Genomic DNA, 22378 nt, shown 5'->3' with positions numbered 1-22378 from the left:
GATTATTACAAACTTTCTAGCCAAGCTTCATCTCGAACTTCAATACCAAGTTCTTGTGCCTTTTGAAGTTTACTTCCAGCATCTGCTCCTGCCACGACGAGGTCGGTCTTTTTAGAAACACTGCCTGTTACCTTGGCACCAAGACTTTCTAGTTTGCTTTTAGCTTCTGAGCGTTTGAGACGTTCTAATTTTCCAGTCAATACAACGGTCAAACCTGACAAGGCTGCATTTGCTACTACAGTCTGACCTTTATAGTCTAGATTGACCCCAGCTTCTTTCAATTCTCTTAGGAGAATTTCAGAGCCTTCTGTCGCAAAGTAAGTTTGAAGACTCTTGGCAATCACACCACCCAGACTTTCAATACTAGCCACTTCCTCTGGATCTGCCTGAGCCAGATTTTCAATTGAATGGAAATGTTGAAGTAAGAGCTGGCTGGCCTTGTTTCCGACATGGCGAATTCCCAAACCAAACAAGAGTTTTTCAGCCGAATTTTCCTTTGATGCTTGGATAGCCTGATACAGTTTAGCAGCGGACTTTTCCTTAACCCCCTCTAAAAGGAGGAAATCTTCTTCTTGCAAACGATAAATATCCGCCACATCCTTGACTAAATTAGCAGCAAAGAGCTTCTCAACAATAGATGGACCAAGGCCTGTAATATTCATAGCATCACGAGAAGCAAAGTGAATCAAGCCTTCCATGATTTGAGCAGGACAACGCGGATTGATACAACGAAGGGCCACTTCATCTTCAAAGTGCAACAAGCCAGAGTCACAGCTTGGACAGTTTGTAGGGATATCTAGTTTTTCTTCAGAAACCCGTTTGGACTCTACCACTCGTAAAACAGCAGGGATGATGTCCCCGGCCTTATAGACGATGACCGTGTCGTCTTTGCGAATATCTTTTTCAGCAATATAATCCACATTGTGCAGGGTCGCACGGCTAACAGTTGTACCAGCTAGTTGTACTGGTGTTAGATTTGCAGTTGGGGTTACAACACCGGTACGGCCAACTGTCCAATCAACTGACAAGAGTTGAGCTTCTTTTTCCTCAGCAGGGAACTTGTAAGCTACTGCCCACTTTGGAGCCTTAACGGTAAAGCCAAGTTCTTCTTGACCTGCTAGGTCGTTTACCTTGATCACCACCCCATCGATATCATAGGGAAGACTGTCTCGTTCCTCTCCTACTTCTTGGATAAAATGCCAGATTTCATCTATATTTTCAGCCAAAATCCGCTTAGGATTGACTACAAAACCAAGTTGTTCTAGGTGCTTCAAAACCTTTTCTTGGCTGTCACGAGTTGAAGGGCTGGCTTCTTGATAGAGAAACGTTGCAAGATTGCGCTTGGCAACTACTGCTGTATCCAACTGTCGCAGGGTGCCTGCCGCTGCATTACGAGGATTGGCAAATTCAGGCTCTCCATTTTCTTGGCGAGCTTGGTTAACCTGGTCAAAAGAAGCGCGTGGCATGTAACATTCCCCACGAACTGTAATATCAAGTTCTTCTGGCAAGGTCAAAGGAATGTCCTTAACACGTTTGAGATTTTCTGTTATATTTTCACCAATAGAACCATCTCCACGCGTTGCCCCAGCAACTAAAATCCCCTTTTCATAAGTCAGCGAGATAGACAAGCCATCGATTTTCAGCTCACAAATATAGGTTGGATGGGCCACTTCCTTACGAACACGCGCGTCAAAAGCTTCAAGCTCCTCACGTGAAAAAGCATCCTGCAAACTATAAAGAGGATACTGATGACTGTATTTTTCAAAACCATCTAAGACTTTGCCACCAACACGATGGGTCGGACTGTCTGCTAACACTTGATCTGGATAGGCAGACTCCAACTCGACCAACTCACGGTAAAGACGGTCATACTCACTGTCTGAAACCGATGGATTATCGCTAGTATAGTACTCAGTCGCATAGCGATTGAGCAAGGCGACTAACTCATTCATTCTTTTATTCATAAGACCATTTTACCATAAACTAAGCCCTCCTCACAAACGAGAAGGGCGGAAAAAACACTTAGTTTGAAATTATTTTTGAAGTCCAAGCAAACTTATATCTCTTTTTCAAAACGGGTTCGAACATATCCGAGAGCTAAGAAAGATAAGGCTACAACTCCAAGTCCAATAATCAAGAAAGAATAAAGATGGACACTTGGAAGAAAGGTCATCAAACCTGTTGCAATTGGCATAAAAAGTATAGCTAAGGTATAAATCGAACTGAGAACTCTTCCCAGATATTCACCTTCAACCTTGGTTTGTACCTGAGTAAAAAAGTGAATATTGAACATCGTCATAAAGAGTTCACAAACGAAATTTCCTGAAAAAGTAAGATAGGATGGGAGAGAAAATCCCATTATCATCACTCCAAGTCCAGTCAGAGCCAACAAAAACAGAAGCATTTCCATACTGGCTTTAATCTTACTAGCTAACAGCGCCCCAACAATAGAACCGATAGCCCCCATAGTTAAAATAGTGGCATAGGCACCTTGAACTCCATAGAGCTGATTTGAAAAGGGGAGGAGGTAATTAAAAGCTGCAAAGAAAAAATTGACACTTGAAGCCATGACTAACAAAAAGAAGATTTCCTTTTGCTTCACAATATAGTGAACTCCCTCCTTGATATCAGAAAAAATAACTCTGAATGTGAGTTTCTTCTCACCCGTAGTCTTCTCTTCTTTCTTTGGAAGCAAGGCTACTAAGCCAAAAGCGAGGAAAAAACTAAGGGCATCTAATACCAAGGTAATACGAAGACTTGCAAATTGTAAAACCAGAAAAGAAAGTACAGGAGAACTCACACTGACAACCTGCAAGACCAACTCCAAACGAGAATTGTAGAGGACCAGTTCATCCTTCTCTACCAATTCTGTGATAATGGCCTTATTTGCTGGTCTAGAAAAGGCAAAGGCAATCGCCTGCACAATATTAGCCCCAATCAAAGCTCCAATCATCCAGCTGTCATTTCTTATAAAAGAAATAGCCAGACAAAGAATCCCACAAACAAGGTCCGTCGTCATTAAAATCTTGCGACGAGAAAAACGGTCTGAAATGACTCCGCCAAAGGGGTTGACGAGAATAGATGTGACGAGTTCAGAAATCTGATACATTCCTAAAACTGTCTGTCCGATAGTCCCCATGGAAGCCAACCAGACACTATTTCCATAATCATAGAGCATATTCCCTATCTTGTTAACAGCTCCACGGCTAATCAACTGTACTGCATAGCGGTTCATATAAAAACTCCTCTCAAATTTTGAAACTATTGTATCAAAACTGAAAGGAGCTTTTTATTTTTTCCCTTATTTGGGAAAATTAATCTTTGACAAATTTTTCATAGTGTTCCTGATAATAGGCTACTTGCTCTGGAAGACCTAGCACGTCAAAAATATGCATGGCCTCTTGCATTTGGCTACAACCTTCTTTACACTGTCCTCTTTGGTAGAAGGCAAAGCCTTTTAAATAATGAAAAATATTACGCTCATAAAGCTTAATACCTTTACCAATAATCTTCTCTGTATAAGCCTCGAAATAACTAGCATTATCAAAAGAAAGATGCTCTAAACAATGTTGATAACAATTGAGGGCCAAAATCAACACTAATCTCTTATGGCGACCGATCTCTAGGTAAAATTCCTCCCTCTCCATAACTTCTCTACCAATCCGAGTGACATAGTCTACATCGTAGAAACTATAGAGGTTACCGAAAAGAATCAACTCATACATGGTCCATTCTTCCGTTTTGAAGAGATAATCTGCTACCTTATCCAAATCATCCTGCTTCATCTCATAACTCGAATCTCTTTGACAAATCAGACCTTGCATCAAAATCCAGTTCAGCTCAAAATAAAGGGGATTCGTCGAACTCTTAGCCTTTTCAAGTTGTTCCCTTTGAAGCTTTTGAAAACCTGCAATATCATTTGAATAGTAAAGAGGCACAATTTGTCCCATCATGGCAACATGTTCATGATTATGAAAATTCCTTGCCTTGTCCATGAAATTTTCGATTGTTACATGAATGTTATCCAAAAGCTCAAAAAAACGTGAGACTGCTAGGTCAGACTCCCCAAGCTCAAAGCGAGATAACTGAGATGTTGAACAGGATTCCCCTGCCGCCTCCTTTAAAGAATAATTTCCACTTGTTCGAAATTCACGAAATACTTTTCCAAGATGTTCCATCTTTACACCTGCTCTGACAATTCTTCCCATTCAAGCATAGCTTCTTCCTGACGATGGCAGATTTTATCCAGTTCAGCCTGCAATTCCATGAGTTTACCTGCATCGTTGGTTTCCAACATTTGTTCAGAAATGGCTTGGCTTTGACTTTCTAACTCTTCGATTTCAGCTTCTAGACTTTCGATTTGTCGCATGAGTTTACGAACTTCTTTTTGACTTTCTTTCTGAGCTTGATAGTCATTAACTGGGCTTGCTTCTTTTGCTTGATTGCTAGTTGAAGCTTTCTCAGCCTGAGTCATTTCTACTTCTGCTTTCTTCTCAACATAATAGTCGTAATCTCCCAGGTAAAGAGTCGAGCCATTCTCAGACAATTCCAGTACATGAGTTGCCACACGATTGATAAAGTAACGGTCGTGACTGACGAAGAGAAGAGTTCCATCAAAGTCAATCAAAGCATTTTCCAACACTTCCTTGCTATCAATATCCAAGTGGTTGGTTGGCTCGTCCAGAATCAAAAAGTTGTTGTTCTCCATAGACAATTTGGCCAAAAGCAAACGAGCTTTCTCTCCACCTGACAACATGCCGACTGATTTTTTGACATCATCTCCTGAGAAAAGAAAGGCACCTAGACGGTTACGGATTTCAACTTCTGGTGTCAGTTTAAAATCATTCCAGAGTTCATCCAGCACCGTATTACTTGGTGTCAACTTACTTTGGGTTTGGTCATAGTAACCCACCTCAACATTAGCCCCAAAGCGTTTTTCACCCTTGATAAAAGGAATCTGGTCCACAATAGACTTGATAAAGGTTGACTTTCCAATACCATTTGGACCGACGATAGCGACAGCATTCATCTTACGAAGGTCTAAGTTGATAGGCTCGGACAATATTTCTCCATCATAGCCAATAGCCGCATTTTCAACAGTCAGGACAACATTACCCGACGTTTTTTCCGACCGGAAGGTCATGTTGGCTGATTTCTTGCCCGCTTCAGGCTTGTCCAAACGCTCCATTTTTTCCAGTTGTTTACGGCGAGATTGGGCACGTTTGGTCGTTGAAGCACGGACTAGATTGCGATTGACAAAGTCTTCCAGAGCAGCGATTTCCTTCTGTTGCTTTTCATAGTTTTTTGCCTCAGTAGCTAGCTTTTGCTCTTTCAACTCGACAAAACGAGAATAATTGCCCACATAGCGATCCAAGGAATGCTTGGTCAAATCTAGCGTAATTGTCGCAACCTTGTCCAAGAAATAACGGTCGTGGCTGACAATAATGAGGGCACCGCTATAGTTTACCAAGTAATTCTCTAGCCAGGCAATAGTTTCGATATCCAAGTGGTTGGTTGGCTCGTCCAATACCAAGAGATTGGGCTTTTCAAGGAGCATTTTGGCTAGAGCCAAGCGAGTATTTTGACCGCCAGAAAGCTCGGCAATTTTCATCTGCCACATAGATTCGTCAAACTTGAATCCATTTAAAATCGCTCGTATATCAGCTTCATAGGTAAAGCCACCTGCTTGGCGAAAATTCTCAGATAAGCGGTCGTAATCTGACATCAGTTTATCCAAATCCTCACCAGACTTTTCACCCATCTCTAGCTCCATCTGACGCAGTTGTTTTTCCGTCCGACGCAAATCATCAAAGACATGAAGCATTTCATCGTAGATGGTATTTTCAGACTCAAAACGGCTATCTTGGGCTAGGTAAGACAGAGAAATATCTTTTTTCTTATTGATTTCTCCACTAGTTGGTTCCTCTTCTCCAACCAAAATCTTCAAAAGAGTAGACTTACCTGCACCATTTTTCCCAACAAGAGCAATCCGGTCTCGTTCATCAACCTGCAGGTTGATATTATCAAAAAGAACCTCTCCTGCAAAAGAACGTTCAATTTTATTAGCTTGTAAAATAATCATACAAGTAGTATAGCATGTTTCCCTAAGGCATTCAAGACTTGATAAACAGGCATATGTCACTACTTTTCTGAAAATTATGCTACCGTTTTACTAAAACGCTAAAAAGTGCTATAATGTGAACGGTTAAAACAATTTACAAAAAGGAGAATTTTAATGTCTTACCAAGAAAATTACCAGAAATGGGTTGATTTTGCGGAGCTTCCTGACTACCTTCGTCAAGATTTGGAAAATATGGACGAAAAAACAAAGGAAGATGCCTTCTATACAAATCTTGAATTTGGTACTGCAGGTATGCGTGGCTTGATTGGTGCTGGTACAAACCGCATCAACATCTACGTTGTTCGTCAAGCTACTGAAGGATTGGCTCGTTTGATTGAGTCAAAAGGTGGAAACGAAAAAGAACGTGGTGTGGCAATCGCCTACGATAGCCGTCACTTCTCACCTGAGTTTGCCTTTGAATCTGCGGCAGTTCTTGCTAAACACGGCATCAAATCTTACGTATTTGAAAGTCTGCGTCCAACTCCAGAACTATCATTTGCAGTTCGTCACCTCAACTGTTTCGCAGGTATCATGGTCACAGCTAGCCATAACCCTGCACCATTTAACGGTTACAAGGTTTACGGTGAAGACGGTGGACAAATGCCTCCACACGATGCAGACGCTTTGACTACTTATATCCGTGCAATCGAAAATCCATTTGCAGTTGAAGTTGCTGATGTGGAAGCTGAAAAAGCTTCTGGCTTGATCGAAGTTATCGGCGAAGCTGTTGACGTAGAATACCTTAAAGAAGTTAAGGACGTAAACATCAACCCAGACTTGATTGAAGAATTCGGTAAAGACATGAAGATTGTCTACACACCACTGCATGGTACTGGTGAAATGTTAGCTCGTCGTGCTCTTGCCCAAGCAGGATTTGACTCTGTTCAAGTTGTTGAAGCGCAAGCAACTGCCGATCCTGACTTCTCAACTGTAAAATCTCCAAATCCAGAGAGCCAAGCAGCTTTTGCTCTTGCTGAAGAACTTGGTCGTCAAGTTGGTGCAGATGTTCTTGTGGCAACTGACCCTGATGCTGACCGTGTTGGTGTTGAAGTTCTTCAAAAAGATGGTAACTACCTCAACCTTTCAGGTAACCAAATCGGTGCTATCATGGCCAAATACATCTTGGAAGCCCACAAAAATGCTGGAACTCTTCCTGAAAATGCAGCCCTCTGCAAATCTATCGTATCAACTGACTTGGTAACAAAGATTGCTGAAAGCTACGGCGCAACTATGTTCAACGTTTTGACAGGTTTCAAATTTATCGCTGAAAAAATCCAAGAATTCGAAGAAAAACACAATCACACTTACATGATGGGATTTGAAGAAAGCTTCGGTTACTTGATTAAACCATTCGTACGTGATAAAGATGCTATCCAAGCCGTTCTAGTCGTTGCTGAACTTGCTGCCTACTACCGTTCACGTGGTTTGACCCTTGCTGACGGTATCGAAGAAATCTATAAAGAATATGGCTACTACGCAGAAAAGACTATCTCTGTTACCCTTTCAGGTGTCGATGGTGCTGAACAAATCAAAGCAATTATGGCAAAATTCCGTAACAATGCTCCAAAAGAATGGAACGCAACAGCTATCACTATCGTAGAAGACTTCAAAGCTCAAACAGCTACTGCTGCTGACGGAACTGTTACAAACTTAACAACTCCTCCAAGTGATGTGTTGAAATACACACTTGCTGACGGTTCATGGATTGCTGTTCGCCCTTCAGGTACAGAACCAAAAATCAAGTTCTACATTGCAGTTGTAGGTGAAACCAACGAAGAATCACAAGCTAAGATTGCTAATATCGAAGCAGAAATCAATGCTTTTGTAAAATAAAATCCTATAAAAGATGAGACAAACCAATCTCATCTTTTTTTCGTATCAAATCTAAGCAATTTTAGAAACTTTATGGCATACTAGACTTATCAATGAAAGCGAGGTAATCTCATGGAACAATTTTTAGATAACATCAAAGACCTTGAAGTCACTACAGTTGCGCGTGCGCAAGAAGCTCTTGATAAAAAAGAAACTGCAACCTTCTTTATCGGTCGCAAAACTTGCCCTTACTGCCGTAAATTTGCAGGTACTTTGGCAGGTGTCGTAGCTGAAACCAAAGCTCACATCTACTTCATCAACAGTGAAGAAGCAAGCCAACTCAATGAGTTACAAGAATTCCGCTCACGCTATGGAATTCCAACTGTACCAGGCTTCGTTCACATTGCAAATGGACAAATCAATGTCCGTTGCGACTCTTCAATGTCAGCACAAGAAATCAAAGAATTTGCAGGATTGTAAAAAATCAGCTAACAAGTTTTAAAATCACAAAAATGCATAATGGAGCCGAAGAACGCTTTGTGAAGTACATAGATTTTTAGGATACGACAAAAATGTTGTATCCTTTTTTGTATCCCCTTTTTTAAAAATAGAGTCTGTTTGTAACTCCTTTGTTGTATCCTTTTTTCGCAAAAGAATACCAAGGAATACCAAAGACAAAAACAAAAAACGTTGATTTAACAACGTTTTACCAAGGAATGCAAAGGAATAATGGAGCCGGTGGGAGTCGAACCCACGTCCAAACACCTGCCAACATATTTGTCTACAACCATAGGTTATGTATTATTTTAACAGTCCCTCGACACATAACTCAAGCCTAGAAACTGCGAGTCTATCAATCTCTTATCAAGCCACTAGACAAGACTCAATCGTATCTCGCTAATAATAAGACCTGTCATTGAACACGAGCAATCCAAATCGGGTCACGCCTGCTGGTTTTTAGGCAGCTAGAGCGTAAGAAGTGTTATTTTTTGCAGTTATATTTAACTGAGCGTTTACGTCGCCACACGAGTCGCAAAATATGTCTCATAATGCCTGTCGAATCCGTAACGACCCCAAAAGACAATAAAATCATTATACCTTATCTAACTCAAAAATGCAAAAAGAAAATCAATTAACTAAAAAAGATAGTCTTTCAAAGCTTTAGTCAAAACCTGATAACCAGCAACACTGAGGTGCAGCCCATCAGTTGTAAATTCTTTTTTGAGTTGGCCTGCCTGGTCTGTCAAACTATCAAAAACTGGCACAAATTCTACCTGCATATAGGCAGAAGCAAGCTCTTGATAGGCTTGATTCCATTTCTGAATTTTTTCATTCGAGCGGATATAGACTGTCTGCTTGTACTCCTCTCCCTCATTGACTGGCAAAATAGAAAGCAATTTAATCTCTGCCAGTGGGTAATCGCGAACAATGTATTGAATGGTAGCTTCGAGATTATTGAGAGCATCATTCAAAGGCACATCTTTTCCAATATCGTTCGTCCCAATTAAAAGGACAATTTTATCTACCGCCCCACCGTACAGATGCACATCTAGATTTTCTAATAACAGCCCTGTCTGATAACCTCGAATGCCTCGATTGACAATGGTCTTTGAAGTCCCAAATAGTTCCTGCAAAGGGTAATACTCAACAATGGAATCCCCAATAAAAAGAATGTCTGGTTCAACAACAGAAACTTGATTTAAGTGACGGTATTTGGTTTGGATTTTGCCTTGTTCCTTTAGTAACCAATTTTCTAATAACTGTACTGCCACTTCATTCTCCTTTTTCTAACCAGTTTTCCAAGACTTGATAAACTCCTCCTTGGCTGTTAGCTGGCGCTAGAGCAGTCGCCACAGCTTTGGCTTTCTCATCAGCATTTTCCATCGCATAGGCAATCCCAGCCATTTCAAGCATTTCAACATCATTTTCACTATCGCCAAAAGCCATGATTTGTTGGGGGTTCAAGTCCCAGCGCTTGAGTAATTCTTCCAAGCCCCATGCTTTATGAATTCCAGCTTGAAGGATATCAATGCAACCATAGCCACTCGATACAGCCCGAACACGGCCATCAAAGAGGTTATTAATCTCTTCCAAGACCGAACTCAAACGTTCCTCACCAACTACCATACTCATCTTGAGTACACCACCAAAGAGGTCAGAAGTTAATTCATCCACAAACTGCATCCGTTGGTAGAATTTTTCAATCATTTCTGGAGTCATAAAACTTTCAAGGTCTGTAAAAATCGTACCTTCCTTGACGAAACCACCCTTCATAGCCGTCACAACAAACTGATCCTGACACGCTCGACCCTTGAAATGAGCCAAAGCCTTATCGACAATGGCATCATCCCAAGTCTGTGCCTGAATCAATTCATTGTTTTCAAAAATACGAGCACCGTTTGCAACAACCAGAACCACTCGATCGACCAAGTGCCCCAGTAGTTGCCTCATGCGGTGAATTTCATTACCCGTCGCGATGACAAAACGAATATCCCTTTGATCCAACTGATCTAAAATCTTTTCCAAGCGTGGGAGATCCAGCTGGCCTCTAGCATCCAGCAAGGTTCCATCCATATCTGTCGCAATTACTTTAATAGTCATTTACTTCCCTCTGGATTCAAACTAATCCCACTTCAATCCCACATGTTCGTTCATTTCTTTATAGGCTGTATCAATTCGTTCCTTAGTTGCTTCATCTAATTGATCACGATGACTGCCACCCTCTATGAAATCTTCCAAGATATAGGTTTGATAATGATATAAAGGATAGCCTTCTGGTGAAAAGGTTCCCTTTGGTGTTCGATTGACCCAAGTAGGATGAGCTTTAGCTGTTCCGATAGTTGTTTTTCCATCCTTCTTCTTAATGGTCACGTCCATGAGAACGCCACGTTCAGTCCACTTAGCATTTTCTTCATCTCCCATAGATTCAATCCGTTGATTGGAAATGAAGTTCCCCATTGAATAGATAATGAGTTTCTTTTCTCCATCTTTTTCAACCGTTTCAGATGGTTCCACAACGTGAGGATGCCCTCCAAAGATAATATCCGCTCCCCAATCAATCATCTTGTGATAAAGAGCTTTTTGTTCTTCAGTTGGTTCCAATCGATACTCAACACCCATCTGAGGCATGATAATGGTGATATCCGCTTCCTTTTCCGCCCGTTCAATTTCAGCCTTCATCTTATCTTCGTTTAAATCTGAAAGATAACGATTATAGTCTTCCTGAGAAATATACTGCTCAATTCCATTGAATCCATAGGAATAGGCCAAAAGAGCAACCTTGATACCATTCACTTCCTTAATGACCAGCGGAGCCTGATCACGTGGTTCATGCGTATAAACTCCGATTGGAGTGATTCCAGCTTTCTCAATAATATCGGCCGTGGAAATAACTCCCTCAATTTGCGAATCCAAAATATGATTATGAGCTAAATCCAGCACATGATAACCTGCATCCTTAATGGCATCCATAACTTCAGCAGGAGCATTAAAGAGAGGATAACCCGCTAAATAATGATCCTTATTAATGGTTCCTTCAAAGTCACCAATAGCTAAATCTGCTTGCTTAAGCCAAGGTGTCACATACTCAAAATTCTCATGAAAGTCATAGGTACCGTCTTCTTTTTTAGCTGAAAAGAAAAGTCCATCGTGGTAGAGCAAATCCCCGTGGGCCATAATTCTGGCAGTTTTTTCCTCTTCCTGCTCCTGAGACTTTTGCTTAGTCCCCTCTTGAGAAATAGTATCTCGTTTTTGACTGATCATAGGCATGCCTTGGAAACTTTCAAACAACAAGACCAAGCCCATTGATAAAGCAACTGCTAGTAAGAGTACCGCCACAAATCCTTTATTGCTCCACTTGCGATAACTCCTAAAAAAGTTTACCAAGCCCTTCATAAAACGAAAAGCTAAACCACTCTGATTTCTATCTTGTCTTCTTTGCATCTTCATTCTCCCTACTTTCTTATGCAAGCCTTTTCTTTTTATTATAACACAGATAAGTATTTCTTTCACAATTGAATTGAACCTACTAGGCATTTTCTATAAAAGCTCTATGCCGTAATGCTTTCAATCCTTGTCATTTTGTGATATCATGTAGAAGTAATGAAAGGAGAGAAAATGTCTGCTATAGAACGTATTACAAAAGCTGCTCACTTAATTGATATGAACGATATTATCCGCGAGGGGAATCCTACTCTACGCGCAGTTGCTGAGGAAGTCACTTTTCCCTTGTCTGACCAAGAAATCATCCTTGGCGAAAAGATGATGCAATTCCTCAAACATTCCCAAGATCCTGTCATGGCTGAAAAAATGGGGCTACGAGGTGGGGTAGGACTGGCTGCTCCTCAGTTGGATATCTCAAAACGCATTATCGCTGTTTTGGTGCCAAATATTGTTGAAGAAGGCGAAACGCCACAGGAAGCCTACGACTTACAAGCCATTATGTACAATCCAAAAATCGTCTCTCACTCTGTTCAAGACGCTGCTCTTGGTGAAGGAGAAGGTTGCCTATCTGTTGACCGCAACGTGCCTGGCTATGTTATTCGCCATGCCCGCGTTACTGTTGACTACTTTGACAAGGATGGAGAAAAACACCGCATCAAGCTCAAAGGCTACAACTCCATTGTTGTTCAGCATGAAATTGACCACATCAACGGAATCATGTTTTACGATCGTATCAATGAAAAAGACCCATTTGCAGTTAAAGATGGTTTACTAATTCTAGAATAAAGAAAATCCCGTTGCAAGACGGGGTTTTGTGTTATAATAGAGGCATGAAAACAAATGATATTGTCTATGGCGTCCACGCCGTTACCGAAGCCCTCCTTGCAAACACTGGAAACAAACTCTACCTCCAAGAAGATCTCCGAGGTAAGAATGTTGAGAAAGTCAAGAAACTAGCTACAGAAAAGAAGGTCTCCATTTCTTGGACCTCAAAAAAATCCCTCTCTGAAATGACTGAAGGTGCTGTCCACCAAGGTTTTGTTCTACGAGTGTCCGAATTTGCCTATAGTGAGCTGGACCAAATCCTTGTCAAAACACGCCAAGAAGAAAATCCTTTGCTATTAATTCTGGACGGGTTAACCGACCCCCATAATCTGGGTTCTATCTTGCGAACAGCCGATGCGACCAACGTTTCAGGTGTCATCATTCCCAAACACCGTGCTGTCGGTGTTACTCCTGTCGTTGCCAAAACGGCCACAGGTGCTATTGAGCACGTTCCAATTGCCCGAGTAACCAACCTCAGTCAAACTCTAGACAAACTCAAGGATGAAGGCTTCTGGACCTTTGGAACAGATATGAATGGGACTCCTTGCCATAAGTGGAATACAAAAGGGAAAATCGCCCTCATCATCGGAAATGAAGGAAAAGGCATCTCTAGCAACATCAAAAAACAGGTTGATGAAATGATTACCATTCCCATGGATGGACATGTTCAAAGTCTCAATGCCAGTGTTGCTGCAGCCATTCTCATGTACGAAGTTTTCCGAAATCGCCTATAAAAGAGGCTGGACAAAAACCAGATTCTAAATAAAACCGCTCAGTGATTTCAGTTTTACTCACAATCAAGCTGAAAACAACTGTGTGGTTTTTGAATAGCTGATTTGTAAAATCCATGCTCGTGAAAATGAATTCAAGCTCTACTATGCTGGTCTAGTTGTCTCTAACACACACTCTGAGCACGCCAAAAATATTCTCTAATTTTCGAAAAACGAGATCAGTTGCCATCTTACATTTTGCATAGATGCTAGATTCTTCTTCGATATATCATGTGTTCTGAACGAAGTTTCCTAAAGAAATTCTAATACTCAATGAAAATCAAAGAGCAAACTAGGAAGCTAGCCGTAGGCTGGGCTTAAGTACGGCAAGGTGAAGCTGATGCGGTTTGAAGAGATTTTCGAAGAATATAAGTTGTATCATAACAAATTGATTTCTGAGTTCCTTATATAAGAAAATGAGCATCTCCAACTACGAAAATGCTCATTTTTTAGGATTGTATAGGCACATTTTACATATGTTCTAAACGTTCAATCCGTTCTGAAATCGGTGGGTGGGTATAAAAGAGTTTTTGGAACCCTCCCCCTTTCTTGGGATCATTGATATAAAGTGCACTGCTGGCATCATCGACAGGACGACTCATCGGTTTACTGTTGTCCAACTTACGTAGAGCATTAATCATCCCTTGAGGATTGCGCGTCAACTCGACACTGGAAGCATCAGCTAGGAATTCCCTCTGACGAGAAATAGCTAGTTGTACCAAGGTGGCAGCAAGAGGGGCCAGCACAATAGCCAGTAGAGAAACTACGAGCATAATGATTTCTAAGCCATTTCCATCTCGGTCATCATCACTTCGTCTGCGACCTGCTCCACCCCACCACATCATACGACCTGCCATACTAGAAAGCATAGTGATAGCACTGGCAAGGGCAACGGCAATAGTCGAAATTCTAATATCGTAGTTACGAATATGACTGACTTCATGTCCCATAACAGCTTCTAGTTCTTCACGATTCATAATAGCTAGGAGACCTGAAGTCGCAGCAACCGCCGCATTTTGAGGATTAGAACCTGTCGCAAAGGCATTTAAGGCTGGATCATCAATGATGAAAACACGGGGCATAGGAATCTGAGCCACCATAGCCATATCTTCCACTACATGGTAGAGGTCTGGTGCCATTTGCTCATCAACCTCACGCGCCCCATTCATAGACATGACAATCTCAGTCGATTGAAAAATCATGGACAAGGCATAGATAAAGCCAATAATCAGTGCGATAACCAAACCACCAAGTCCAGATTGCATAAAGAGGTAACCAACCGCATAGCCAACCAGAGCTAAGAGTAGGAAAAATACCAGCAACAAAATCCAGGTTTTTCGTTTATTGCTTGCAATTTGATCAAACAACATCTTAGTCACCTAAACCGCTAAAATCAACTTTAGGAACTACCTTTTCCTCTTCTGGTGTTTGAAGGAAATCTGCTGCTTTAAATCCAAACATTCCAGCGATAATATTGCTTGGGAAAGTTTCTAATTTTACATTGTAGTTGCTGACAACACTGTTATAAAGTTGACGAGAGTAAGAAATTTTATTTTCTGTGTTTGTCAACTCCTCTTGCAATTTAACAAAGTTTGCACTGGCTTTCAAATCTGGATAGCTTTCTGCAACTGCAAAAATACCTGAAACCTGACGAGTAAGGGCATCACTAGCTTTCATAGCTTCTGCTGGTGAAGTCGCTGCCGCCACTTGGTTACGTAGTTCTGCCACCTTTTCAAGGGTAGAACCTTCATATTTGGCATATCCCTTTACAGTCTCAATCAAGTTTGGCAAGAGATCATTTCGACGTTTCAACTGAACATCAATCTGACTCCAAGCCTCCTTTGTTTGCATACGATTCTTAACCAAACCGTTATAGCTAACAATCACAAAAATAACAATAAGAGCTAAAACTCCAAGAATAATCCAAGTCATGATATAAGTCCTTTCTACTTTTAGATTAGTACCAGTATATCAAATTTTTAATGATTGTGGTAAAATAAGATCATACTAAAGAAGGAAATAACTATGAAACCAGAAACATTTTACAACCTGCTTGCCGAGCATAACCTTCCACTTTCGGACCAGCAAAAAAAACAATTTGAACGTTATTTTGAGCTCTTGGTCGAGTGGAATGGAAAGATTAATTTAACAGCTATTACAGACAAGGAAGAAGTTTATCTCAAACATTTTTATGATTCGATTGCACCTATTCTGCAAGGCTTGATTTCCAATGAAACTATCAAACTTCTTGATATTGGAGCCGGGGCAGGATTTCCTAGTCTACCAATGAAAATCCTCTATCCTCAGCTAGATGTAACTATCATTGATTCTCTCAACAAGCGCATCAACTTCCTACAACTCTTGGCTCAAGAGCTTGATTTGGACGGTGTTCATTTCTACCATGGACGTGCAGAAGATTTTGCCCAAGACAAGAACTTCCGTGCTCAATATGATTTTGTAACGGCTCGTGCGGTTGCCCGTATGCAAGTCCTATCTGAATTGACAATTCCTTACCTTAAAGTTGGTGGCAAACTATTGGCACTCAAGGCCAGCAATGCGCCTGAGGAGTTATTTGAAGCTAAGAATGCCCTCAACCTCCTTTTTAGTAAGGTCGAAGACAATCTCAGCTACGCCCTACCAAATGGAGATCCGCGCTACATCACAGTGGTAGAAAAGAAAAAAGAAACGCCAAATAAATATCCACGTAAGGCTGGCATGCCCAATAAACGCCCGCTTTAAATTTTTAAGTAAAAAAATATTTACAAAGTTTGTAATTTTTGCTATACTATCACAAGCAAAGGTTTTTAATGTCATCCCGTGAGGTGACGAAGACACAGAAATATTTGAAACTCTTTAAAGTCTAGATTTTAAAGAAGTCTTACTCTGAGGGCCTATTGCTGTAAAATAATGGGCTCTTTTTTGATGCCCAAAAGTGAGGTTTATATGAAACAAGAATCAACTGTTGATTTGTTACTAGACGTTGACCAACGTCCTTCGGCTGGAAAAGGAATTCTCCTTAGTTTCCAACACGTTTTCGCTATGTTTGGTGCGACCATCTTGGTACCATTGATTTTGGGAATGCCTGTATCTGTTGCCCTTTTTGCTTCAGGTGTTGGAACACTCATCTACATGATTTCAACTGGATTTAAAGTTCCAGTTTATCTAGGTTCTTCATTTGCCTTTATCACAGCTATGTCCCTAGCTATGAAAGAAATGGGTGGTGATGTATCTGCTGCCCAAACAGGGGTTATCTTGACTGGTTTGGTCTATGTCCTTGTGGCTGCTGGTGTTCGTTTTGCAGGTACAAAATGGATTGATAAACTCTTGCCACCAATCATCATCGGACCTATGATCATCGTTATCGGTCTTGGACTTGCAGGTTCAGCTGTTACCAACGCTGGTCTTGTAGCTGATGGAAACTGGAAAAATGCTCTTGTAGCGGTTGTTACTTTCTTGATTGCTGCCTTTATCAATACTAAAGGAAAGGGCTTCCTACGAATCATTCCTTTCCTCTTTGCCATTATCGGTGGTTACCTCTTCGCACTAACTCTTGGCTTGGTGGATTTTACACCAGTTCTGAAAGCTAACTGGTTTGAAATTCCTGGTTTCTACTTGCCATTTAGCACTGGTGGTGCCTTTAAAGAATACAATCTTTACTTTGGTCCAGAAACCATCGCCATCTTGCCAATCGCTATCGTAACAATTTCTGAACATATCGGAGACCATACTGTTTTGGGTCAAATCTGTGGCCGTCAATTCTTGAAAGAACCAGGTCTTCACCGTACTCTTCTTGGTGACGGTATCGCAACTTCAGTATCTGCCTTCCTTGGTGGACCAGCCAATACAACTTATGGAGAAAACACAGGGGTTATCGGTATGACTCGTATCGCTTCTGTCTCAGTTATCCGTAACGCTGCCTTTATCGCAATTGCCCTCAGCTTCCTTGGTAAATTCACTGCCTTGATTTCAACCATTCCAAACTCTGTTCTTGGTGGTATGTCAATCCTTCTCTATGGAGTTATCGCCAGCAACGGTTTGAAAGTCTTGATTAAAGAACGTGTTGATTTCGCTCAAATGCGTAACCTAATCATCGCAAGTGCTATGTTAGTCCTTGGACTTGGAGGAGCTATCCTTAAACTTGGTCCAGTTACACTTTCAGGTACTGCCCTATCAGCCATGACAGGAATCATCTTGAACTTGATCTTGCCATACGAAAATAAAGACTAAGAGTCTAAATACACCTAATCCACTCAGACAACTGAGTGGATTTTTCGTGTAGCATAATATAGTCAATGGAAACAGGAATAAGACAAAAGAGCCTCAAAAAAAGAGTCTGGGACAAAAAGATTTTGATTTTAGGAATTTTTTATTATAAATTTAAAAAATCGATAGATTATACAAAAAAAGCGAACAAGACAGAATTCTGAGTGTCAGATAACTCGTTTTGTTCGCTTTTTATATTTAAGGTTAGACTTTTGTCCCAGACTCCTTTTTGAGGTGCTTTTTGAAAGCCATCAAATGATGATTTTTCAGAGAGAGCAAAAAACTGTCCTCTTTATATTTTAAACGTTTAAATGTCTTCTTTAAACAGTTTATTAAAGAAACCGTCTGTGTTTTTAAGAAGGGCTTTGAATACTTTAGATTTCAAGTCCACTGTATTTTTGAAATGATCTTTAATTTTCGGATCTGACATACCATCAAGATCTTTTTGAACAGCTCTAGCAAATAAAGGCCTTAACTCATCATAGTTACTGATATGGACGCCATCAATATCGATACCTTCAAAGCCTTTCTTAGCTTTAGCAAGAACCTCCTCGTACCAATGTCTCTTCCATTCCTCAAGAGTATTAAAGTTTCCTTTCGATACTTTATTAATTATTAGCTTATCGCTTAGTAAACCGTGATTGTTTTTATCTGCTTCTGCTTTGTATTTATTTGATACATAACTGATAAAGCCATTTTCATAACCATAATATCCCCACATACGGAAAGCATTGTGCTTAAACGATAATGAACCAGGTGCACCATCACTCGTATTCCCACCGTAAATTCCTGCCATCATATTGACATTTACGTAAGCTGAATTTGGTGTAAAATCCTCTGGTCTATAACGTCCGTTACCTGGATTTCCGTGAATGGTCATGAAATTATTATTTACTAAGTCATCAATGGTGTTCAGTGGTGTTATTCTCTCAGCGTCTGTCAAGTCACGCACTTTGTCCCATTGGTGAGGACCACTTAGTTTATTTCTATCCATTGGTCGACGTATTTCACGGTCAATTTTCTTGAACCATTTACTATTGTCACCTTTAACCTTAGGAAGAACAGCTTCAGCTTCAGCATAATCAAGCATCATCATAGCTTCATTGTAGTTCTTCATGTAGTGGTCGATTTGGTCACGTGTTTGAAGTTTGTCAGGGTCGGGATTATACCATTGATTTCCATCATTTGGACGATGGTAGGCCATGTTAATACCCAATGCACCATACTCACCATTTGTTGTTGACTTATCAGGAGTTTGTAACATGCCTTGAGCAAAGGCTTCTAAATCCGTACCTTGACGATGCCAATATCCACCATAGTAAACCATACGATCATTAACGTGAGTAGTTTCATGTGTAAATGCGGATGTTCCAAAATCACTAATTAAATCTGTCATAACGAAATAAACTGCATCCATCGGTTGCGGTGCTGCAAAAATATATGCATATGCTCCGTATCCATATTGGTAAGGATGATACTTCCCAATACGACCAAAGAATTCCCTGACTGGAGTATAGTCTGGTTTTCCATTTCTATGTCCGAATCTATCAGGCCAACCATCTGGAGCGTTATGATTATCCCATACAGGAGTTGGAACTCCATTTTGACTCTTAAGAAGTTTATCGCGGACATTATCAGTAGCAAGACGTGACCAAAAATCTAAGTAATTAACTTGCTCTTTAGCACGTTTATTGATTTCACTCTTGAACGCTTCACGTTTTTCTGCTGTATCTTTACCATACTTTTCAAACGAACTAAATGAAATAGTGTTGTATGTTGAAATCATAAATAAATGTGCATTTTTCAAGTTAAGAAGAGGTAAAATCATGCGCCCATGCTGCCCATTATTAATTCCTTCGTATAGACGATATTTTTTGTTGGCAAATGCAGGGTTCGTTGATGGTTGTTCAACTACATACGCGTTCTTTTCAATAGCTTTCTTAAACCAGTCATTTATATCTGTATGGTTAGTGAATAGCTTCATATTGTAATGTAAGAATCCATTTAATTCATTTATTCCAATTGTTCCACCTATAGTTTCACGATAAGCTTCTAAAGTTCTATCACCTTTAATGTTATTTTCTTTCGAACCAACTTTAATCAAGAAGTCTAACACATTAACATTCTTACCGTAAAAATCAGGTTTAAACATCATAATATCTTTAATTGATAACTCACCATATTTAAAACCATAGTATTGATTTAAGTAAGCTAGTCCCATCATGATTTTAGCTTTGTTGTCTTCAACTTTCTTCAGTAAAGCACGTTCAGCTAATTCGTTATCGTTTAGTTGATGATCTTCATTTTCAAGTATGTGTTTTACCAATGTGCCAAGATTTGCTTTAACTTCAGCAAAACTTTCTTCAAGGAATAGATCTTTAATATAACCATTCTTACGTTCATCCGAATTAGCATTAGGATCTCTAGATGTATCTCGTTTATCCATCAAAGCACGGACTTCCTGTGAAATCAATTTTACACTTGATAATTGAGCTTTAACATCAGCAATCAATTTATCACGATTTTTAACAACCATATTTGGTGTGTAAACAACATCATCTAAACCATCAACACTATACTCACGAACTTGTTTCACCTTAGAATCAGCAACTGATGTCACGTTCATTTCTTCTTTGGTGCCATCCGCATAGTGAATCATAATTTTATCAATATCTGACAAATCAGTTACGAATCGACCGTTCTTTATACCTGTAACAGATAATACTTCTTTTGTCAACAAGTTTGAACCTTCTAAAAGTTTGTTACCTTGGTTAACAATCCATTCCTTGTTGTAGAATGGTTGAAGTTTTTCGATGTTACGGTATGCCTGCTCACGCGTTGAGTCATAATCTTGAGTTTTATTATACTCATTATCACGTGTTGTGAGAGCGTTGAGTTTATTTACAATTGGCTCTGTAATTGCATATTTATCTGCTGTGATAGACAATTCTTTAATTTTCTTATCAGCTTCCTCTTGTGTTATAGGCTTAATACGCCCCAATTCTTTAGAATGTTTGTATGATGAAGTACCTTTACTTACATCTTTTACAACATAGTTTCTATTGACATTGTTACCAGTCCAATAAGGATCGTCACTGATATCATGTGAACCATAAAATATCTCACCATTTTCAACTTTCATCATTGAAACAGAATCTTCAATCGAACCATGCATATTAAGACTTCCAACAGCACCACCAACTTCAATTGGTTCCTCCACATCTATTGTACCTTTAACAACAGATTTTTTAATAGCTCCCTCTCTACCTACAGTATGGTTATTACCACTATTTTGCGACCAGTAGGCTATACCAGCAGCTTTTGCTTTCTTACCTCGAATATTGGCATCTACATAAGCCTGTTCTACCAGCCCCTTCCAGTTTTCACCAACAATACCAGTCAAGAACGAACTACCTGTACCAATAGAGGTCACATTCCCAATAAAAGCTACATTTCTCAATGTACCGCCACTATCTATTTTATCTATAAATCCAGATACCCAGTTTCTACCTAATACGTTACCAGTCACTTTGACATCTTCGATTTTAGCGCCACCTTTAATAGTATCGGCAATCGGTGCAACGCGGTCTGCCCAAGGCATATTGATATTTACATTCCCAAGATTTACTTTGGTTACTGTACCACCGATAACATTGCCAAATAACGGACGTGACAAGTTATGAATGGTATAATGATTATCACCATCACTCAAGAGCTTACCTTTGAAATCTTTTGTAACATATGATTTACCAAATGCTGATACATTTGTAGCATTAAGGTCAGCACCCAATTTAAACTCACCATCAGGTTTTTTCTGCATATCTTCAATGAGTTCTTTGAAGTTGTAATATACATTTCCAACCTTTGGTCGTGGTTTTTCCATGTAATAAACGTACTCATTACGTATCTTGCTTGGGTCAGTATGCTGAATAAGGTCAACAGCTCTTGCGGTTACTTTGTAGAGAACTTGGCCAGCCTGATTAATCTCTTCGATTGTATCAACTGCTAAACGTGTTACTTTATTATCACGACTAGTGATTTTTAAGTACATTTTCTTCACATCTTCATCAGAAGGTTTTTCGCTCATGAAATCACTAGGTGTTTCAGTACCATCATCATTTACCTTCACTAAATTAGTAGATGAAATATTTTTAATTTCGACCTTTTTCAACTCCAAACGCAAAGGTTTTTCATCTAATTTAGATGTTTCATCACCTTCACCACGGTTGTAAGTCATTGTTGTTACAATTTTATAATCTTTGAATAAATCCAAACCTTGAATAGCGTCTGTCAATTTTTCTTTAGATAAATTAACTCGCTTAACAACAGTGTCCCCATCTTTAATCTCAGCTAAAATGCTCTTGATTTCAGCATTACCTGTATTTTCAAGAGTGTAATCCAATTTAGCTGAACGATCCATCGCATCTTCTGTAACCTTATCTAAAGTCAAAGTTGGAGCAACTTTTGACGTATATTCTGGCAACTCAGCTTGAACTTCTGGTTCTCCCTTTTCTGTGACTACTGCTTCGGGTAAGGCTGGTTGTACTGCGGGTTCTCCCTTTTCTGTGACTACTGCTTCGGGTAACACTGGTTGAACTTCTGGTTCCCCTTTGTCAGTCACAACAGCTTCTGGTAAGGCCGGTTG

The 22378-nt window shown here is 40.0% G+C and carries 16 protein-coding genes and 1 other RNA gene; 6 read left to right on the top strand and 11 right to left on the bottom strand.

Going from position 1 to position 22378, the window contains the following annotated elements; translation table 11 throughout:
• Positions 1-5: 5 nt before the first annotated feature.
• The 4 genes from ligA to SMSK564_RS05635 all read right to left on the bottom strand — a co-directional run bounded on the left by ligA (position 6) and on the right by SMSK564_RS05635 (position 6082).
• Positions 6-1964: an NAD-dependent DNA ligase LigA gene (ligA, locus tag SMSK564_RS05650; protein ID WP_001042576.1), complete on the bottom strand. Its 1959-nt coding sequence runs from the start codon at positions 1962-1964 to the stop codon at positions 6-8.
• Positions 1965-2056: 92 nt separating this feature from the next.
• Entirely contained in the window at positions 2057-3235 is a 1179-nt protein-coding gene (locus SMSK564_RS05645) for an MFS transporter (protein WP_001083043.1), read from the bottom strand.
• A 79-nt stretch (positions 3236-3314) separates the two neighbouring features.
• The gene (locus SMSK564_RS05640; RefSeq protein WP_004236278.1) at positions 3315-4178 is read right to left on the bottom strand and encodes an Rgg family transcriptional regulator; all 864 of its coding nucleotides are present in this window, start codon (positions 4176-4178) and stop codon (positions 3315-3317) included.
• 2 nt (positions 4179-4180) lie between these two features.
• Positions 4181-6082 (bottom strand): ABC transporter ATP-binding protein, encoded by a 1902-nt coding sequence (locus SMSK564_RS05635; protein WP_000584865.1) that lies wholly within the window; start codon positions 6080-6082, stop codon positions 4181-4183.
• A 153-nt stretch (positions 6083-6235) separates the two neighbouring features.
• On the opposite strand from SMSK564_RS05635, the gene SMSK564_RS05630 reads away from it, so the two are divergent.
• Together SMSK564_RS05630 and SMSK564_RS05625 are read left to right on the top strand one after the other, a co-directional pair.
• Positions 6236-7954 carry a phospho-sugar mutase gene (locus tag SMSK564_RS05630; protein ID WP_000121689.1) on the top strand — a complete coding sequence of 573 codons (1719 nt, stop codon included), beginning with the start codon at positions 6236-6238 and terminating at the stop codon, positions 7952-7954.
• 111 nt (positions 7955-8065) lie between these two features.
• Positions 8066-8413 (top strand): DUF6568 family protein, encoded by a 348-nt coding sequence (locus SMSK564_RS05625; RefSeq protein WP_000434634.1) that lies wholly within the window; start codon positions 8066-8068, stop codon positions 8411-8413.
• 247 nt (positions 8414-8660) lie between these two features.
• Here SMSK564_RS05625 and ssrA read toward each other — a convergent pair.
• The 4 genes from ssrA to SMSK564_RS12620 all read right to left on the bottom strand — a co-directional run bounded on the left by ssrA (position 8661) and on the right by SMSK564_RS12620 (position 11875).
• Positions 8661-9008: a transfer-messenger RNA gene (ssrA, locus tag SMSK564_RS12625) on the bottom strand.
• A 61-nt stretch (positions 9009-9069) separates the two neighbouring features.
• Positions 9070-9705, bottom strand: a complete 636-nt coding sequence (locus SMSK564_RS05620; protein ID WP_000290669.1) for an SGNH/GDSL hydrolase family protein — start codon at positions 9703-9705, stop codon at positions 9070-9072.
• 1 nt (position 9706) lies between these two features.
• Complete coding sequence (locus SMSK564_RS05615) at positions 9707-10534, bottom strand: HAD family hydrolase (protein WP_000153518.1); 828 nt, start codon at positions 10532-10534, stop codon at positions 9707-9709.
• Between the two features lie 21 nt (positions 10535-10555).
• Complete coding sequence (locus SMSK564_RS12620; protein WP_001189737.1) at positions 10556-11875, bottom strand: CapA family protein; 1320 nt, start codon at positions 11873-11875, stop codon at positions 10556-10558.
• Positions 11876-12049: 174 nt separating this feature from the next.
• On the opposite strand from SMSK564_RS12620, the gene def reads away from it, so the two are divergent.
• Positions 12050-12661, top strand: coding sequence for a peptide deformylase (gene def / locus SMSK564_RS05595; RefSeq protein ID WP_001272954.1), 612 nt, complete (start codon positions 12050-12052; stop codon positions 12659-12661).
• A gap of 44 nt (positions 12662-12705) precedes the next feature.
• Positions 12706-13434, top strand: coding sequence for a 23S rRNA (guanosine(2251)-2'-O)-methyltransferase RlmB (rlmB, locus tag SMSK564_RS05590; RefSeq protein WP_000855763.1), 729 nt, complete (start codon positions 12706-12708; stop codon positions 13432-13434).
• 506 nt (positions 13435-13940) lie between these two features.
• On the opposite strand, the gene htpX is transcribed toward rlmB, so the two are convergent.
• Together htpX and SMSK564_RS05580 are read right to left on the bottom strand one after the other, a co-directional pair.
• On the bottom strand, positions 13941-14840 hold the full coding sequence (gene htpX, locus SMSK564_RS05585) for a zinc metalloprotease HtpX (RefSeq protein WP_000895737.1): 900 nt from the start codon (positions 14838-14840) through the stop codon (positions 13941-13943).
• A gap of 1 nt (position 14841) precedes the next feature.
• Positions 14842-15402, bottom strand: coding sequence for a LemA family protein (locus SMSK564_RS05580; protein WP_000219834.1), 561 nt, complete (start codon positions 15400-15402; stop codon positions 14842-14844).
• A gap of 93 nt (positions 15403-15495) precedes the next feature.
• Between SMSK564_RS05580 and rsmG the strand changes: the two genes are divergently transcribed.
• On the top strand, positions 15496-16209 hold the full coding sequence (gene rsmG, locus SMSK564_RS05575; protein ID WP_000801926.1) for a 16S rRNA (guanine(527)-N(7))-methyltransferase RsmG: 714 nt from the start codon (positions 15496-15498) through the stop codon (positions 16207-16209).
• A 204-nt stretch (positions 16210-16413) separates the two neighbouring features.
• Positions 16414-17697, top strand: coding sequence for a uracil-xanthine permease family protein (locus tag SMSK564_RS05570; RefSeq protein WP_004236272.1), 1284 nt, complete (start codon positions 16414-16416; stop codon positions 17695-17697).
• A 343-nt stretch (positions 17698-18040) separates the two neighbouring features.
• On the opposite strand, the gene SMSK564_RS0102105 is transcribed toward SMSK564_RS05570, so the two are convergent.
• Positions 18041-22378 (bottom strand): ZmpA/ZmpB/ZmpC family metallo-endopeptidase (locus SMSK564_RS0102105; protein WP_000302956.1); only part of this gene is annotated, 4338 nt, incomplete at its 5' end.

It is taken from the genome of Streptococcus mitis SK564 (genome assembly GCF_000148525.1).
GTDB classification, from domain to species: domain Bacteria; phylum Bacillota; class Bacilli; order Lactobacillales; family Streptococcaceae; genus Streptococcus; species Streptococcus mitis_H.
The sequence above is the reverse complement of the archived record's forward strand: the minus strand, read 5'-3'. Positions and strand labels throughout refer to the sequence as shown.

Bases quoted from the DNA above. Each gene is read 5' to 3' on its own strand.
- ligA (WP_001042576.1), bottom strand. From the start codon at position 1,964: ATGAATAAAAGAATGAATGAGTTAGTCGCCTTGCTCAATCGCTATGCG.
- SMSK564_RS05645 (WP_001083043.1), bottom strand. From the start codon at position 3,235: ATGAACCGCTATGCAGTACAGTTGATTAGCCGTGGAGCTGTTAACAAG.
- SMSK564_RS05640 (WP_004236278.1), bottom strand. From the start codon at position 4,178: ATGGAACATCTTGGAAAAGTATTTCGTGAATTTCGAACAAGTGGAAAT.
- SMSK564_RS05635 (WP_000584865.1), bottom strand. From the start codon at position 6,082: ATGATTATTTTACAAGCTAATAAAATTGAACGTTCTTTTGCAGGAGAG.
- SMSK564_RS05630 (WP_000121689.1), top strand. From the start codon at position 6,236: ATGTCTTACCAAGAAAATTACCAGAAATGGGTTGATTTTGCGGAGCTT.
- SMSK564_RS05625 (WP_000434634.1), top strand. From the start codon at position 8,066: ATGGAACAATTTTTAGATAACATCAAAGACCTTGAAGTCACTACAGTT.
- SMSK564_RS05615 (WP_000153518.1), bottom strand. From the start codon at position 10,534: ATGACTATTAAAGTAATTGCGACAGATATGGATGGAACCTTGCTGGAT.
- SMSK564_RS12620 (WP_001189737.1), bottom strand. From the start codon at position 11,875: ATGCAAAGAAGACAAGATAGAAATCAGAGTGGTTTAGCTTTTCGTTTT.
- def (WP_001272954.1), top strand. From the start codon at position 12,050: ATGTCTGCTATAGAACGTATTACAAAAGCTGCTCACTTAATTGATATG.
- rlmB (WP_000855763.1), top strand. From the start codon at position 12,706: ATGAAAACAAATGATATTGTCTATGGCGTCCACGCCGTTACCGAAGCC.
- htpX (WP_000895737.1), bottom strand. From the start codon at position 14,840: ATGTTGTTTGATCAAATTGCAAGCAATAAACGAAAAACCTGGATTTTG.
- SMSK564_RS05580 (WP_000219834.1), bottom strand. From the start codon at position 15,402: ATGACTTGGATTATTCTTGGAGTTTTAGCTCTTATTGTTATTTTTGTG.
- rsmG (WP_000801926.1), top strand. From the start codon at position 15,496: ATGAAACCAGAAACATTTTACAACCTGCTTGCCGAGCATAACCTTCCA.
- SMSK564_RS05570 (WP_004236272.1), top strand. From the start codon at position 16,414: ATGAAACAAGAATCAACTGTTGATTTGTTACTAGACGTTGACCAACGT.